This is a genomic window from Christiangramia forsetii KT0803 (genome assembly GCF_000060345.1).
Classification (GTDB): Bacteria; Bacteroidota; Bacteroidia; order Flavobacteriales; family Flavobacteriaceae; genus Christiangramia; species Christiangramia forsetii.
In genome coordinates, this window is sequence record NC_008571.1 from 3,611,513 (window position 1) to 3,627,619 (window position 16,107).

Genomic DNA, 16,107 nt, shown 5'->3' on the forward strand with positions numbered 1-16,107 from the left:
AGCCAAAAGATATTAGAAGCTATGATGCAGGCTTAGTTGAATCTGGCCTTTACTATGGTTATTTAATGTCTGCTCCATATATCCTGCCTGGACTTTTAGGTTATCTTTGATGGCATATCCCAGGGCGCCATAAAGCCGGTTGCGGTCAAAAATCTCCACTCGCCTTCCATCTCCTATATCTTTCTGGCCATTAATAAACACCTCATTGTAAAATGCCAGATAGAGAGCATTTTTGTTGAGGGTAGCCTGATTTAGCGGAATGTTTAAAAAGAGGTTATAACGATATCTGGTTCTGAAATCCTGACCTTCTACCCATCTTTGTTCATATCTAAATCTATGTTTTAGATATATTCTTGAAGAAATTTTATGGGGAAGTAAGGCTTCCTGATAGATCCTGCTTTCTGTAGAGGTATCATTTGAATCGCCAAAAGTTCCGGAAGTTATATTTCCATACCCCAAAGTCAATTTTACATTTTCATTCGGGCTATAAGTTACTCCGGCCCTTAGCAGCAATTGCTCTAAATCACCAATTACATCCCAGTTTCGGTATTGAACATCTCCCTGAAGCCCGAATTTTGATTCACCGAACTCTGTATTCCAGAAATACATATACCATCCACCAGTTTGATCTTCATTGACCTGGGCATTGGTGTTAACATTAAAAAATAGCGTAAGCAGAAGTAGACTAAATATTTTTTTCAAAACTTAAATTTTTTCCGCAAATATAAAATCGTGCGGCGGTAAATACAAGCTTTAGTACGTAACTGGTTATTTATTAACTTTTGTTACCAGAAGATATATTGGGCCACCATCAACCGGGTATCCCTGGATTTGAGTTGCTTCGATTTTCACTTTTTGATCTACATATTTATTTAAATCTATAGTGTTACTTTTTAGCGCATAGAAATCATCTTCGGTTTCGAGGCTGTGAGTTCCATATTGATAACTGGTAATATCCGTAGATTGGATAATACCAGTATACAGTGATTTGTCATCTATATTTCCTGAACTACAACCAGTTTGTATTAGTAGAAAAAATAAAAAACTTGCCAGGTAAAATAATTTCATAGCTAACCTTTAGAAGTATATAATAATTGATTTGAAATTGGAAAAATTGAAGTTTTCAGAAAGCTCTTTATTTTTTAATAGAATCCGCTTATTTTTGCTAAGCAAACGGCCTCATAGTTCAATGGATAGAATAGAAGTTTCCTAAACTTTAGATCCAGGTTCGATTCCTGGTGAGGCTACTTTTAGGGGTTTATCAATACTAAAGAAATTTCTGTGTTCTAAAAACTATAAGTATATCCCAATAGGTAGTTCCCATCTCCACTGGAGAATGTGAGCTGCATATGCTCTTGTTGATATTCTGTTGTAAAAAGCAGGTTACTCCCTAATCCTATTGCAGCTCCTGCAATAACATCCAGAATATCATGTTTTTTAGAATCAATTCTACTTGCGGCTGTAAAACCAGCAAGTGCATAGGCGGGAATACTATATTTAAAACCATATCTTCTATGCACAAATCCTGCACTATGGAAAACGGTAGAAGTGTGACCTGAGGGAAAGGAGTTGTCATTACTCATATCTGGTCTTTGTTTATTTATACCAAATTTTAAACCGTAGGTTACCGCTCCTGTGAGTATAAGACCTTTAGTAAATTGCCAGGCGCCGTCATAGTCCCCGATAATAAAGCTGGTTCCAAGGCTTGCAGCAGGGAGTGCTATTAGAATAACATCTCCGATCTTTTGAGTGGTACCAACTTCCGGAAGTGTTTCACTTGTATCCTGAGCTATTGAAAGTTGAAAGAATAGCAGGCAAAAAACAATAATGGCTGCCACTTTTGGAGACTTAAAGTTTTGCATATAGTAGGCTGTTGAATCTTGTGCTAATGATTGATTAAATATTCGTTGCAGTTTGCCATAAATGTATATGAAAAAGGGAAATCAATCTAAAGGAACATTTCATATTTATGATAATAGATTAATTTTCACGATAGAAAGCAACAGATCGATATAGATTATAGGACTCACCCTTAAAGTGTTAGCGTTTATAGAGAGAATATTCAAAATAGGATTCGTGGTTTCAGATTATATTCCTAACCATGAGTTAAAATCACTAGTCTTATTTTGACTTGTCTTTAGTATTTTTCTATCAGAATTTAAAAATACAGATAGAATATTCTTGTTATATCTTTCAAGCTTATCAATAAACTTTCGGTGTACGATTTCGCTTCGATTGATTTTAAAAAACTTTTTGGGATCTAAGAGCAGTTCTATTTCATTAAATACTTTTTGAGGCATTGTGTGTCTCTTGTTCGTTTCATCAAAAGCAAAAATAATTCCTTGATCTGCTTGAAAACAAACTATAGAATCCACCTTTAGGAAATAAATACCTTTAGCAGATTTTATAGCGAATTGATCTTTATATTCAACATTGTTTTCTTGACCTTCTTTAATGAAATTGTTTATTGTGCCAATCAATTCATTGTAATTAGGAGCAGAATCGCCTTTTAACCTAATGAATTTATTCCAGGCGTTTGAAAATTGTTCGAATGAATATGGCTTTAAAAGATAAGCTATCCCGTTAGCTTCAAATGCATTTATGAAGAACTCATTATAGGCAGTAGCAAAAATAATCGGGCAATGTAAGATAACGTCTTTATAAACTTCAAAAACATTACCATCTCTTAATTCTATGTCTGAAAATATAAGATCAAAATCCTGCGTTTTTGATAAAAGCACTTTTAGATCTGAGACTGTTTCTATTTCCTTCACAATTTTGAACGAATTACAAGCCTGCGCAATATATCTTTGAAGTTTTTTTCTGGCGGGGGCCTCATCCTCAATTATAAGTATTTTATACATCTGCATTCTTATTTATAAATGGCAATGTCACTTTAAAGTGAGTATCGTTTTCTTCGATGGCGATATTAGTACTTCCTAATAAACGAAACTGAATAGAAAGGTTTTTAAGTGCCCTTCCACCATCAATTTTTTTTTGTTGCTTTATAATTTTATTATTTGATACCTGGATGTTTTCCCCTATAGAGACATTAATATGCACAGGATTTTCGATGGTACCTAAATTATGCTCTATGGCATTTTCTACTAATATTTGTAAACAAAAAGGCGGAACCATTGTCTTTGGCTTTATATTTTTTTGATTAAAATTTAAAGAATAATAACCCAAATATTTTTCTTCCATTAGCTTAAAGTAATTTCTGGTAAACTCAATTTCTTCCTGTAAAGGCACCAGTTTTTTTTCTGAGGTAATTAAAGAATAGCGGTATAATTCTGAAAAATGATGTAGAAAACTGCTCGCTTTATCTTTATCTTCTTCAATAAGTTGGTCAAGTGTATTGAGATTGTTAAATAAAAAATGTGGATTGAGTTGAGCTTTTAGTTGCTGAATTTTACTTGATGCAATTGCTTTATCATATTCATTAATGGCAATTCTATAAGAATTGTTCTCTTTTGAATACAAATAAGCTAGATATAGGCTTCCAAATAATATGAATTCAACAATTCGACTCATATTTACACTTAATAAGGTTTGAGTATTGAAATTTCTGGACACCGTATCGAATATTAGCGCTATTATGATATTCAATAAATTTGAAGCGCAAAGGTATAATACGAAGGCGATGCCAAAGTATTTCAAATATGTTTTTAGATTGACTACTTCTTGTGTATCCTTTCTGCCTAAATAATTGACAATAACTTTGATTAAAATAAAAATAGTAAAAGCTGCTAAAAATTGTCCAACGGGTCCATCTGGCAGAAATGCCATTTTCAATTTTTGACCTACTACGATTCTATTATTTACGACTAGGACATAGCTTAAGAGAAAGATGAATAGTATGAAATACTTGTCAATCTGTAAAAAATTCAATAGTTTTTTCATGGAGAGGCAAATTAAGAAACTTCCTTAAAAACATAGTTGTCTGGTTTCAAGGAAGTTTGAAATTAAGGGGTAACTATTCTGGCCATGAATTCGTTACTTTTCCTTCATCATCATATACTTCCAGCTTTACATTATTGCCTTTATCAACATAAAACATAGCTTTTGTCTCCCCATTTTCTCCAAATAGAAACAATCCATTATTCTGACTTCCCGTTTTTCCTAAGACTATTCTTGGAGTTGCACCAATAAGTCCTTGATCTGCATATTCTTTATATTTTTGTCTTCTTATTTTTTTATCTTCGATAAGCTCAAGTTCTTCCATGACTTTAGTGACTTCTTGCTGGGTTAAATTGGCCGTGCGGTCATTAAAAACTAATGAACTACTCACCATTCTTTCCTCTCCTTTTTTAAAATCAATATTTCTCAGTTGCATCACTTGATCACCATCATATTGATCATAGGTTAATGAAAGCCCGGAGCTATGGCCATTTTCATCCTTAGCACCATCATATATAAATCCGCCACATTCAATCCCATCTTCATTAAAATATAGCATTCCAGAGCGCTTTTTTCTGTTTTTAGTGACTTCTCTACCATTTACTGTAGCCGATCCATTTGGAAATTGTTCTACATTAGTAATTATCATTTTAACGGTGCCATCAGATTCTACAATATTGATGCGCTCAACATCAATAGTTCCAAATTTTTGATTTTCTTTCGTTTTAAAAGCAAATAATAGCATTGCAGTTATAACTGCTACTGTGCATATTGCAAACGTTCTTAAGACCACTAATTCTCGATTGATATTTTTCATTGTATTTATTTTTTTGAGTGTTTAATTATTTGAAGCAATACTAGCGCTATAAAAAAAACACGACAAAGTAGAAGTAATGAGTGCAGGAAAATATCGAATGAATAAAGGAAAAAACAGATTAAACGATTTTAGCACAGCACTCTCTTATTTGCAATAGACCGCTCACTTTTATTGGTCTTTGATAAGTTTCAATTTTTATGAGAAAACATAGATCGATTTAAATTACCACTCAAAAATTGTTAATAGCTTGGTTGAAAACTATTTAAAGTGCTCAAAAATTTAAGGCTAATGTCTTCGTAAATTGCAAATACCCCAACTATACCCTACTTATAATAGCTGAATTCGAAACCTACAGTAATTATTTTACTGATAAATCAGACTATATGAGATTTTTTTTGCACCAAATCAAATTGATCGAACAGACAGATGCCGATACTACTATTATCAGCCTTCTGTTTAAATTCATTTTAATAACGGGAATTGCGTTACTGGTATTTTTTCTCACGGCTCAAACGTATACACCGGCATCTTTCAATGATAATAAAAGATCATTACCAGAAATGCTAAAAACCAATCCGCCTGCACCTTACTAAAAAATACGTATAGAATTTTTGCGTATTACTACCCTTGTGCAAATAGATTAGCTTTTAATCAGAGGTGTAAATTCCATTATTCCCCCGCACCTCTATTATAATTCGGAAGCTAGCAGATTTTTTAGAGCTATTCCTGCCAGATTTTTTAAATTAGTAGAATATGCTGAAGAATATTAAAACTCTGATTTTTGACGTAAATGAAACCTTATTGGATCTGGATCCCTTAAAGACTAGTATAAATGAAGCACTAGGAAATAATCAGGCTACAGATGTCTGGTTTGCAGAACTGCTCCAATATTCTTTGGTGGAAAGTGTGACGAATACATATCATGATTTTAGCGAGATTGCAGCGGCAATTTTAAAAATGAATGCCAAAAAATATGATAAAGAGTTTTCCGAAGAAGAAATAAAAGACATTTTAAAACCAATAAGTCAATTAGAAGCCTATGCCGATGTTGTGGAAGGACTGGAAAAATTACAGAAAACTGACCTCCAATTAATCGCTTTTAGTAACGGAAAACCTTCTGTATTAAAAGAACAATTGGAATTTGCCGGTCTTTCGAAATATTTTGATAAAATTCTAAGTGTAGATCCGGTTAAAAAATATAAACCACATCCTGAAACCTATGAATTTGTATTGAAAGAAGCCGGTACTAAAAAAGAAAATTCCATGATGGTAGCAGCACATGGTTGGGATATAACCGGAGCTATGAGGGCAGGCTTAAGAACCGCTTTTATTCAACGTCCGGGAAAGTTTATATTTCCACTCTCTCAAAAACCAACTATAGAAACCAGTGATATTCTAACTTTAGCCCTGGAATTGGGATGTTAAGCGAATTACTTTAACTAAAAAACCACGCTGGTAAATAATCAGCGTGGTTTTTTTATACTCTATAGATAGATTCCTAGAAATCGAAATTAAAAGTAAAATTAACTCGACCTCCTTCATCTCCAACATAGTATCCTATATTTCCTGTAAATGCTTTGAAAGCATTTATGAAAATAGATCCACCATAATTAGTGTGCCAGTCGCTACTGTTGTCATCATCAACCCAAACTCTACCATAATCAAAACCTAAACTGGCTCCAAGTCTAAGCGGGACAAAATTGGTTCTAAATTGTGTAATACCACTTCTTAAATCAATATTCTGGTAAAAAGCATATTTCCCATTAAAACGTTCATTTCTATATCCGCGAAGACTGTTCATATTTCCACCTCCTAAAGTAGCACCATGATAGAACTCATAATTATCTCCAATGATGGCTTCACCACCAATTTTTGTTGCAAGTGCGGCAAAACCACTTTCGTGCAGCGGATAGTTTAATGATAGCATCGGTTTTATGTACGCAAACCTATTATCGTATTCATCGATATTGGTTTTATAACCTGCGGTGACATCTAATTCCATACCTCTTGAAGGAAAAGCGACCCTGTCTTTATTGAAATAATTATAATTCAATTCACCACCGGCATACATCTGGCTTTCAAATATGTCATTGCTTTGATCAAAAGTATCTGCTACAAACCTACCTTCATCATAAGCTATTTCCATAGATTCAATGAGTGGTTTGATATAAAAACTTACTTTTTTATTCTTTCTGTAAATTAAAGAGGGAGCAAAACTCCATTGTTCAATTTTAACCCTATTGTAATCTTTGTCTATATCGTCAGGATCATACTCAGTATCATTCCCAGTTCCGAAATAGTTAATCACATAGTTCGGGCTGGAATAATAAGCATCCAGGCCAAAATTCCAATTATGAAAAATATGGGCGAACTCCCCGGAGTACCCAACATCAAAGCCCTTGGTAGTAAAAAAATAATTAGCAGTTAAATTATGCTTAGCGGTAAAAGGATTTCTTACAAGTCCGTTTGTGGTGTAAGTATTATTTACTCCAAGGCTAAACCCCTGATCTGAATTAAAATCAGCATTTGGCAAAAATGTATATTGTCTTATTTTTTTCTTTTTAGGGTCATAGTTATTAATGTCATAAGAGTCTACCAACATTTTACGTGCTCCGGGAGTTTTAATGGTATTCTCCTTGCTTCTATAATCGTAGAGTTTAGCACGTTTTTTATTCTGAAAATCATAAATATCATTTTCTTCTCCTCCAATGATCTTCAATGGTACGAGGCCAGAACCTTCTCCTACGATTTGGAATTCATCATCTCCATCAAGACCATAGATCCAGACCTCCCTGGTCATTTTAGAATCATAAGATTTTTTAGCTGTGATCTCTCCGTCTTCATTCTTTAATTCAACAGTAGTGATCCCATTTGGCTTCCTGGTAATAAGAAATTTATCGTCCTCCTCAGTACCTGTGAACATATCAAATTCGGTGAGATGTTGGTAATAATCCCTGGCGATCTCATCTAGATTTGCTCTACGAGCTTTCATTGTTTTTTTGATATCGGCAACATAAGAGTCTTCAGTAAGACCTTCTGGTAAAACCCCAAAAGCTTCCTGAATTACTTCATCGGTGATATTATTCTGAATATAATCTGCCTGTTTTTTCCAATCTTCCCACTGAGCATTTCTAATGAAGGCCTTATCCAAAGGATAACCGGCAATATTGAACCATTTTGGTCTTTTTACCATAGGGCTATATTGTTCCATAGCTCTAAATTCGGGGAAACCCATTCTTATAAGAGAAAGTGCAAGACCATCAGTTTTAGGAAACACCTGATCACGATCTTTTGCTATTGGAAGATATTTTTTCTTGCCATTTTCATCTTCAAACTCAGCCCATTCGTATTGGCCTTCATGTCTATCCCAGTCACCAAGTAGCATATCCAGTAATCTTGCTCTAATAAACATATCTTCGTCTACGTAAGCATCTTTAGATTCTCTCATCTCCTGGTATAGATCTAAGGTATTTAATACGTCATCTGCATTTCCGAACATATCTTTATTCTCATCACCAATATGAGCTTCAAACATGTATAATTCATCACCATATTCTTCATTATACACTCCTAATGCCTCTTGTTTAGGTACATAATATAAGCTTGAATTAGGATGATAGATTTCTAATTCATCCATAAATCGTCCTGCAGGAAATGTTCCGTAGGGAAAAGCAGTGGTATAGAAATCCTGTACATATCTTTCGGCAACGGTATTTTCAAGATAATCTTCTACATAGTGTGTTGTAACTACGGTAGTTTGCAGGAATTGAAGGGCACTTTTTTTAAGAGCTCTCATGGTATATTCATGGTCATCTTCATCAATAAAACCTAAAGATCTGGATTGGTGACCTCCACCAGCTCCTAACACTTCCAGATTTCCGGGGATAGTATCAAGGTATAAAACAGGAAATTCAAATTTCTTGCTGTAGAGAGATCGGTAATGCTCACCCCAAATCGCTTTAAAAACACCATCCTTATCGGTCTCTTCTTCGGTATATACTGAAGCCATCGTGTTTTCTCCGAGGCGTGTTTTTGGCCATTCTACTTCATCGATACTGGGACGTTCACGAGAAATCTGTTTATTAAAAATTTTCTCTGAACCAGTTTCAGAAATTTTATAGAACTCAACGTTGGAACTTCCATTTTTATTGATATTTATTTTTGCATAACCAAGATCATAAGCTGCAAAATCTCCATGATCTTTTTCCGGTTTTGCCTTTACAGGATTTTCAGTTACTCCTGCTATAATCTGCTCCACTCTATCATCCTGAACATATTGCAGGTTTTGATCGTTTCCAGAAACAAAGATGACGTCGTTATATTGTCTTGCCAGTGCTTCCAGAGTACCCATTAATTGTTTCAACTGTGGATTTCTTCTGGTCTGGCTACTTGCACCAATAATCTTCTCAAAAAAGCCAATCTTGGTTTGGGTCATAATGGGGTGATGAACCGCTACGATAACTGTTTTTCGCTGGCTATCCTCCAATTCGTCATTAAATTCTTCGCGAAACTGAGTTCGGGTTTTAATCTCACATTTATTATTGATGTATGGATGATCATCCCAGTTTTCAATGTACCATTGCGAATCTATCATGATTAACTGAACATCATCACTAAGGCTTTTACTTTCAATGGGACACCCATCATTAGGCCAGAATTTGGCCCTGGAGTTATCCTGTAAGAATGATTCCAGATCATCTATATTATCTGGCGCATCATCCTGCCATTCGTTATATCCCGGGGTAAAAACTATATTACCCTTAAAATCTTTAAATAAGTCCAGCAAATTTGCCTGTAAATCTTTTTTTACTTTATCCCGGCCATTATCCTTATCTGGAAAACCTTCTGAAGGAACTATATTTCCAACAATAACCAGGCTTGCCGAATCTTCTTTCTTAGAAGCTTCAACAATTTCAGTTAGGATCTTCTTGTTGGAATCGTTCGTTCTAAGTCCGGTGTTAGAAGTAACATATATGGAGTGTACTATTTCTTTCTTCTCAGCAGAATTTTGCTGTGCTGTTGCCGAAAAAGCTGTTAAAAGTAGGGATAAACTAAAAAAAGTAAAATTTCTCGAAAATTTATTTTCGTGTAGTTTTTGAATTATGCTCATAAAAGCTTTGGGTGTTTGATTGAAATTGTCTTAGTAGTTTTCTATATAAAACTTCCAAAAAAATCTAAAAATTTTAGGATGTCATAGCTCTTTACAATACTTTAACATCCAAGCCTAAAAGTTTTACTAAAAAAGTATCACTCAAATTAAATGAAAATTTTATTGTTTTGTGTTTAATGGGGCGCTTTCTTTCGAAAAACATAATTTGAAAAATTCCTTGAGTAAAAAAATCTTTCTAATACTGGTTCTTTTTTGCTGTTTTAGAGGTCTGGCGCAGGAACTGCCTCCGGTGGTTAATTTCGGGCCCAATCAATATTCCGCAGGAAATCAGAACTGGATGATTGCCCAGGCTGAAAATCAGAATCTCTATTTCGCAAATAGTACCGGGTTGTTGGAATATAATGGTGAAAGCTGGAATTTATACCCGGTTCCTAATAATACAGTCGTTAGGTCTTTAAAAGTAGTTGGGAACCGAATTTATATCGGTGCTTATATGGAGGCAGGATATTGGGAAAAGGACGAATATGGGAGATTGCAATATACCAGCCTTGTTCCTAAGTTTTCCAGTACGATTAGTGATGGGGAGCAATTCTGGGATATTGAGTTCTTAGATGATCTAATTATTTTTAGAAGTTTTGGTGGAATTTACTTCTACGATCCTAAACAGGATTTGATTACGAAAATGGACAATCCTTTAGGGAAACCTGTCTCGGGAATTTTTAAATTAGAAAATGAGCTCTATTTTCAATTAGTTGGCGCAGGTCTTTTTAAAGTCAGAAATGGAAATCCTGAATTGTTTATTCCAATAGAGGACGTAGGGGAAAAGGCCGTCATGCACCTCTATAAAAAAGAACAAAATTTTGCGATTATTACCGGTAAATCTGAATTCTTTATTTGGAATGGAAATCATCTAATTAAAGAGAATCAGGAATTTAATACTGAATTGGGGAACCCTAATATTTTGGATGCCATAGATTTGGAAAATGGTGGCGTGGTTCTGGGTACCGTTGGTAAAGGTGTGGTTCAGCTTGACGCTAATGGAGGGATAGTAAATATCTTTAACCAGGAGAATATCCTTATGAACAATACGGTCCTTGATCTTTATATGGACGATTCCGGGATTATTTGGGCTGGGTTGGATTATGGTATAAGCAGTATAGATCTTAAATCAACATTTCTCTCATTTCAGGATAATAGGGGCGAAATAGGGTCGGTATATGCATCCCACAAAGAAAATGGCACTCTATATCTTGGTACAAACCAGGGTTTATATTTTAAAAAGAAAAAGGAAAGTAATTTTCAGCTTATTAAAGGAACCGAGGGACAGGTATGGTTTATCGATAAAGTTCAGAATAGCCTATTATGTGGACACGATAGTGGTACTTTTATAATTGATGGTGAAAATGCGACCAAAGTCTGTGATCGTCTTGGTACATGGATCGTAAAAGAATATAAAGATGGAGTTTTTGTTCAAGGACATTATAATGGCATAAGTTTTTTAAGAAAAAAATCTGGAAGTTTTGAGGCATCACCAATGCTGCGGGATTTTCCTCACTCGTCAAAGTTTATAGAAATAGATGAATTTCAAAATGTTTGGGTGAGCAACGAGCATAAGGGCGTTTTTAAAATGACGATCAATGATTCTTTATCAGATATCGTTGATATTGAAAATTATACTTTTTCGGAAGAATCGGGTATAACCTCTAGTATGTTTCGATATGATGACACTCTTTATTATAGTTCCAAAGAAAAGATCTACCAATATTCTAAAGATTTAGATAGTTTTTCTAAAAACAACCGCCTTAACGCGATAACATCAGACATAGATCGCATATCCGGTAAAATGATCAGTGAAGTCAATCGGGATAAACTATGGGGCTTTTCAAATGAGGCTATCTTTTATATAGAGCCTGCACAATTGAGTACAGATTATAATATCAATTCTATATTCATAAATCAGGATTTTAGAAATATAGCGGTAGGTTATGAGAATATTTCAGCTTTTGAAGATTCTCAATATTTACTTGGTATTGCAAATGGCTATTTAAGATTCAAAGATCTAACAGCCGGGTTTCGGGAAATATCCATTAAGCTAAACCGTGTAGAAGTGAGCGCCCTTGACGCAACTGCAGAGAAGGTAAGAATTGAGCAATCTGGGGAGTTTGATTCTAGACATAATAATATCAATTTTCATTTTAGTGCACCTGTCCACGAAAAATATTACGAGACATTATATAGTTATAGACTTTTAGGTTTAAGCTCTAATTGGAGTGCATGGAATGATGCTCCGGAAGCAAATTTTAAGAATCTTGGATTCGGAGATTATACTTTTGAGGTAAAAGCTAAAATTGGAAATAGTCAAACCAAAATTGCCAGCTATAATTTTAGTATTAATAGACCATTTTATCTGAGTGCTATAGCTTTAATAGGATATTCCCTGATTTTCCTTTTATTATTATTTTTGATACATATCATCAATAAAAAACATCACCGTAAAGTTGTAGCTGAAAATGAACGCGCCCTAAAAATGAAGAATCTTGAGGCAGAACAGGAAATTATCAAACTTAAAAATGATAAACTGGAGCAGGCTATGGCTAATAAAAATAGGGAACTTGCCGTGTCTACGATGAGCCTTATCAAAAAGAATGAATTTCTTACCAGTATAAAGGATAAGTTGAAAGAGTCTGATGGTTCTCACAGGGTAGACTCTGTTATTAAAACCATAGATAAAGATATTAGTGAAGAAGATAACTGGAAATTCTTTAAAAAGGCATTTAGTAATGCCGATAAAGATTTTTTCAAGAAGATTAAGGGGAAACATCCGGTACTAACTTCTAATGATCTTAAATTGTGTGCTTATTTGAGGCTGAATTTATCTTCAAAAGAGATAGCCCCGTTATTAAATATATCTGTAAAAAGCGTCGAAATCAAACGATATCGTTTGCGTAAAAAGATGGAATTAGACCGGGAAACCAATTTAACAGATTATATTCTTGAACTCTAAACTTTACATCTGCTCAAAATAACTCTACATTACCTCTACAAAGACTTACACTACTAGTTTTTAACGTTTTACATTTTTATTAATATTTCCTTTCTAAAAGCGTGTATAGATTGCAATATCAGCAAATAGAGTCTGTATTTATTATAATATACTTAGATGTAGATTTTTTATACAGGTAATTTTCCTGTTCTCACAAGGATCTGTTAATATATTGATAAAGCAAATTTAATATTAAATCACATGAGGAAATTTACCTGTCTTTTGATTGTTTTTCTAAGCGGGTTTTTTGGGGCTTATGCGCAATCCTTTCCGGTTAGCGGATTAGTATCTGATGAAAACAACATGCCTTTACTAGGAGTGAATGTAATAGTAAAAGGAGAAGCACGTGGAACCACCACAGACTTTGATGGAAACTATACAGTAGAAGATATCTCTTCGGGAGATATACTGCAGTTTAGTTATGTTGGTTTTGAAACCCAGGAGATCACGATTAATGATCAGCAAACTATTAATGTAACCTTAAAAACAGATTCAGAATCACTTGAAGAGGTGGTTGTAATTGGTTATGGTACACAACAAAGAAAAGATATTACCGGTTCTGTCTCGGTAGTTTCAGATGAAGCAATTAGAGGGTTGCAGCCTATACAAACAACTCAGGCATTGCAAGGAACTTCTTCCGGGGTTGTGGTAACGCAAACCTCCGGGGCACCTGGAGCATCTCTAAATATTAATATTAGGGGTATTGCTTCCAATACTGAAAATGGCCCTCTTGTAATTATCGATGGGTACCAAACAGATGTGCAGTCACTTAGTAACCTGAATCCTTCAGATGTAGATTCGATGACGATACTTAAGGATGCGCAGGCTGCTATTTATGGTGTTGCCGGGGCCAACGGGGTTATTTTGGTAACTACCAAGACCGGTGAACTAAATATGGCTCCCACGGTAAGCTATGACACTTACTATGGTGTACAGGAAACTTCCAGACAGGTTCCGCTTTTAAATGCCACAGAATATGCGTTGCTTTTAAATGAAAGCTACGCTAATGGAGGTCAGGATTTGCCATTTCCAGTTGTTAGTGGTTTGGGAGAAGGGACAGATTTCCAGCAGGCTGTTTTTGAAACTTCTCCAATTATAAGTCATAACCTGGGATTGTCTGGCGGAACCGAAAAAGTAACCTACGCTGTAGGAGGTTCTCATTTAAGACAGGAAGGAATCATTGCTCCGGAGAAAACGCAGTATAAAAGAAGTACAGCAAAAATTAGCTTAGGAGTAGAGATAAGCGATGCTTTCGATATCGATTTTAATACGATATATACCAATATCGATAGAAACAGTATCAATGAAAACGGATTGGGTTCAGTTCTCTTCAATGCTTTGAACATTGCTCCCACGTTCGATATAGATCAGGAAGATCGTAACGGGTTCTTAGGAAATGAGATTATTAATCCCCTATCGCAAATTGAGAATACATTTAACGAATATAACCTGGATAAATTCAATGGTACTTTTGGATTGAATTTTACACCCATAGATGAATTGGTGTTTACTTCCAGAATTGGATATAATTTCGGGAAGAGTGATGCGAAAAGTTTTTCTCCTATTGTAGATTTTGGTCCTGGAAAAGTTTTTAATGTAACTCGTAGCACAGTGAGCCAAAACAGGATAAACGATAATAATTATACGTTTGACCTTTATGGAAAATATGAAAATACCTTTAATGATGCTCACCACGTTACCTTAACCGGTGGGATGACGGTGATTAGGAATTGGGGAGATGGTTTATTTGCTACCGGTTATGATGTGCCAAATAATTCCTGGGAGTTTGCAGATATAAGCTTAACTACCGGAACCAGTGATGAAAAAAGTAATGATTCCTATGTTTATGACATTAGAAAACTGTCATTTTTCGGAAGGCTTCAATATGATTTTCAGGGAAAATATCTTGTTTCTGGAATGTTGAGACGGGATTCTTCCACAAGATTCAGTCCGGATAATCGAACCGATTATTTTCCATCGGTAACTGCAGGATGGATCATTTCCGAAGAAAATTTTATGGAAGATTCTGAGGTTATTTCATTTTTAAAATTAAGGGCTAGTGCCGGAATTTTAGGTAATGATGAAGTTGGGCAAAACCAGTTCTATAGAGCCTTGTTAAACGGCGAAGCAACCTATGTTTTAGATGGGCAACTTGTAAATGGACGAGCTTTGGGAGGATTGCCAAACCCGTCGGCTAAATGGGAAGAGGCTGAAAAAATAAACCTTGGGTTGGATTTAAGAATGTTAAATAATAGAATTGACATCACCACGGATATTTTTAGAGAAGAAAGAAAAGATCTGCTAATTCCATTTATACCGGTATCCGGAATTTTTGGAACTGGAGCACCTGGCGGAGCTTCTCCAACTGTAAATGCAGGAACTACTGTAAACCAGGGAGCTGAATTTTCTATAAAGTATTCAGATAATATAGGAGATAATTTTAATTTTAATGTAGGCTATAACGTAACCTATATAGACAATGAAGTGACCCAGGTAAATGGAGCTGAATTCATTGCAGGAGGAGCCTTTGGAGTTGGGCAGCCTCAACCTTCCCGTTTTGAAGAGGGTCATGCTATCGGTTATTTTTATGGATATAAAACTGATGGATTATTTCAAACTCAGGCGGAAGCTGATGCAGCCCCAAGTCAGATGGCTCTTGGTGCCCAGGCTCAGGCAGGCGACATTAAGTATGTAGATATCAATAATGATGGGGTTATAAATACAGATGACAGAACCGATATTGGCGATCCTATTGCTGATGTGACAATGGGCTTCAATTTAAGTATGAATTATAAGAATTTTGATTTTTCAGCATATACCTATGCTTCTTTGGGTAACGATATGGTGAGAAACTATGAAAGAAATCAGCCTAATGTAAACAGGCCTGCTTACTATCTTGAAAGATGGAGAGGAGTTGGAACCAGCAATGAAGTGCCACGTTTAACTACAGGAGCGACATCTAATAATGTGCTATCTGAATTTTTTGTAGAAGATGCTTCCTATGCCAGGATTCAAAATGTTCAAATAGGATATTCTCTTCCAGATGATCTTATGGAACGAATTAAGATAGATAGGTTGAGGATATATGCCTCTGTAAATAACTTATACACTTTTACTAGATATAAAGGTTTTGATCCTTCAGCTACTACCGGTGAGCCTATTGGTGGGGGAATTGATTACGGGTTTTATCCTGTTCCAAGAATATTCTCAGTTGGTGTAAACCTTAATTTATAAATA

The 16,107-nt window shown here is 35.1% G+C and carries 11 protein-coding genes and 1 tRNA gene; 5 read left to right on the forward strand and 7 right to left on the reverse strand.

The genetic code is table 11. From position 1 onward, the window contains the following. Positions 1–12 precede the first annotated feature (12 nt). On the reverse strand, positions 13–702 hold the full coding sequence (locus GFO_RS16290; RefSeq protein WP_011711293.1) for a DUF2490 domain-containing protein: 690 nt from the start codon (positions 700–702) through the stop codon (positions 13–15). Between the two features lie 66 nt (positions 703–768). Continuing rightward, on the reverse strand, positions 769–1,068 hold the full coding sequence (locus GFO_RS16295) for a hypothetical protein (protein WP_011711294.1): 300 nt from the start codon (positions 1,066–1,068) through the stop codon (positions 769–771). Positions 1,069–1,175: 107 nt separating this feature from the next. On the opposite strand from GFO_RS16295, the gene GFO_RS16300 reads away from it, so the two are divergent. Then, a tRNA-Arg gene (locus GFO_RS16300) sits at positions 1,176–1,247 on the forward strand. 39 nt (positions 1,248–1,286) lie between these two features. Here the strand turns inward: GFO_RS16300 and GFO_RS16305 are convergent. From GFO_RS16305 to GFO_RS16320, 4 genes are all read right to left on the reverse strand, one after another. Continuing rightward, entirely contained in the window at positions 1,287–1,862 is a 576-nt protein-coding gene (locus GFO_RS16305; protein WP_011711295.1) for a phosphatase PAP2 family protein, read from the reverse strand. Positions 1,863–2,087: 225 nt separating this feature from the next. Next, positions 2,088–2,870 (reverse strand): LytR/AlgR family response regulator transcription factor, encoded by a 783-nt coding sequence (locus GFO_RS16310; RefSeq protein WP_011711296.1) that lies wholly within the window; start codon positions 2,868–2,870, stop codon positions 2,088–2,090. Further along, on the reverse strand, positions 2,857–3,789 hold the full coding sequence (locus tag GFO_RS16315; protein ID WP_232501934.1) for a sensor histidine kinase: 933 nt from the start codon (positions 3,787–3,789) through the stop codon (positions 2,857–2,859). The genes GFO_RS16310 and GFO_RS16315 overlap by 14 nt, the downstream gene beginning before the upstream one ends. 187 nt (positions 3,790–3,976) lie before the next feature. Continuing rightward, complete coding sequence (locus GFO_RS16320; protein ID WP_011711298.1) at positions 3,977–4,717, reverse strand: hypothetical protein; 741 nt, start codon at positions 4,715–4,717, stop codon at positions 3,977–3,979. A gap of 383 nt (positions 4,718–5,100) precedes the next feature. Between GFO_RS16320 and GFO_RS16325 the strand changes: the two genes are divergently transcribed. Together GFO_RS16325 and GFO_RS16330 are read left to right on the forward strand one after the other, a co-directional pair. Then, positions 5,101–5,310 carry a hypothetical protein gene (locus GFO_RS16325; RefSeq protein WP_011711299.1) on the forward strand — a complete coding sequence of 70 codons (210 nt, stop codon included), beginning with the start codon at positions 5,101–5,103 and terminating at the stop codon, positions 5,308–5,310. Positions 5,311–5,470: 160 nt separating this feature from the next. Beyond that, entirely contained in the window at positions 5,471–6,142 is a 672-nt protein-coding gene (locus GFO_RS16330) for a haloacid dehalogenase type II (RefSeq protein WP_011711300.1), read from the forward strand. Between the two features lie 73 nt (positions 6,143–6,215). Here GFO_RS16330 and GFO_RS16335 read toward each other — a convergent pair whose 3' ends face one another. After that, complete coding sequence (locus GFO_RS16335) at positions 6,216–9,827, reverse strand: hypothetical protein (protein ID WP_011711301.1); 3,612 nt, start codon at positions 9,825–9,827, stop codon at positions 6,216–6,218. Positions 9,828–10,044: 217 nt separating this feature from the next. Between GFO_RS16335 and GFO_RS16340 the strand changes: the two genes are divergently transcribed. Next, entirely contained in the window at positions 10,045–12,831 is a 2,787-nt protein-coding gene (locus GFO_RS16340; protein ID WP_229664746.1) for a helix-turn-helix and ligand-binding sensor domain-containing protein, read from the forward strand. A 240-nt stretch (positions 12,832–13,071) separates the two neighbouring features. Continuing rightward, on the forward strand, positions 13,072–16,104 hold the full coding sequence (locus GFO_RS16345) for a SusC/RagA family TonB-linked outer membrane protein (RefSeq protein ID WP_011711303.1): 3,033 nt from the start codon (positions 13,072–13,074) through the stop codon (positions 16,102–16,104). Positions 16,105–16,107: the final 3 nt, after the last annotated feature.

Bases quoted from the DNA above. Each gene is read 5' to 3' on its own strand.
- GFO_RS16345 (WP_011711303.1), top strand. From the start codon at position 13,072: ATGAGGAAATTTACCTGTCTTTTGATTGTTTTTCTAAGCGGGTTTTTT.
- GFO_RS16315 (WP_232501934.1), bottom strand. From the start codon at position 3,789: ATGGCATTTCTGCCAGATGGACCCGTTGGACAATTTTTAGCAGCTTTT.
- GFO_RS16305 (WP_011711295.1), bottom strand. From the start codon at position 1,862: ATGCAAAACTTTAAGTCTCCAAAAGTGGCAGCCATTATTGTTTTTTGC.
- GFO_RS16335 (WP_011711301.1), bottom strand. From the start codon at position 9,827: ATGAGCATAATTCAAAAACTACACGAAAATAAATTTTCGAGAAATTTT.
- GFO_RS16295 (WP_011711294.1), bottom strand. From the start codon at position 1,068: ATGAAATTATTTTACCTGGCAAGTTTTTTATTTTTTCTACTAATACAA.
- GFO_RS16325 (WP_011711299.1), top strand. From the start codon at position 5,101: ATGAGATTTTTTTTGCACCAAATCAAATTGATCGAACAGACAGATGCC.
- GFO_RS16330 (WP_011711300.1), top strand. From the start codon at position 5,471: ATGCTGAAGAATATTAAAACTCTGATTTTTGACGTAAATGAAACCTTA.
- GFO_RS16310 (WP_011711296.1), bottom strand. From the start codon at position 2,870: ATGCAGATGTATAAAATACTTATAATTGAGGATGAGGCCCCCGCCAGA.
- GFO_RS16320 (WP_011711298.1), bottom strand. From the start codon at position 4,717: ATGAAAAATATCAATCGAGAATTAGTGGTCTTAAGAACGTTTGCAATA.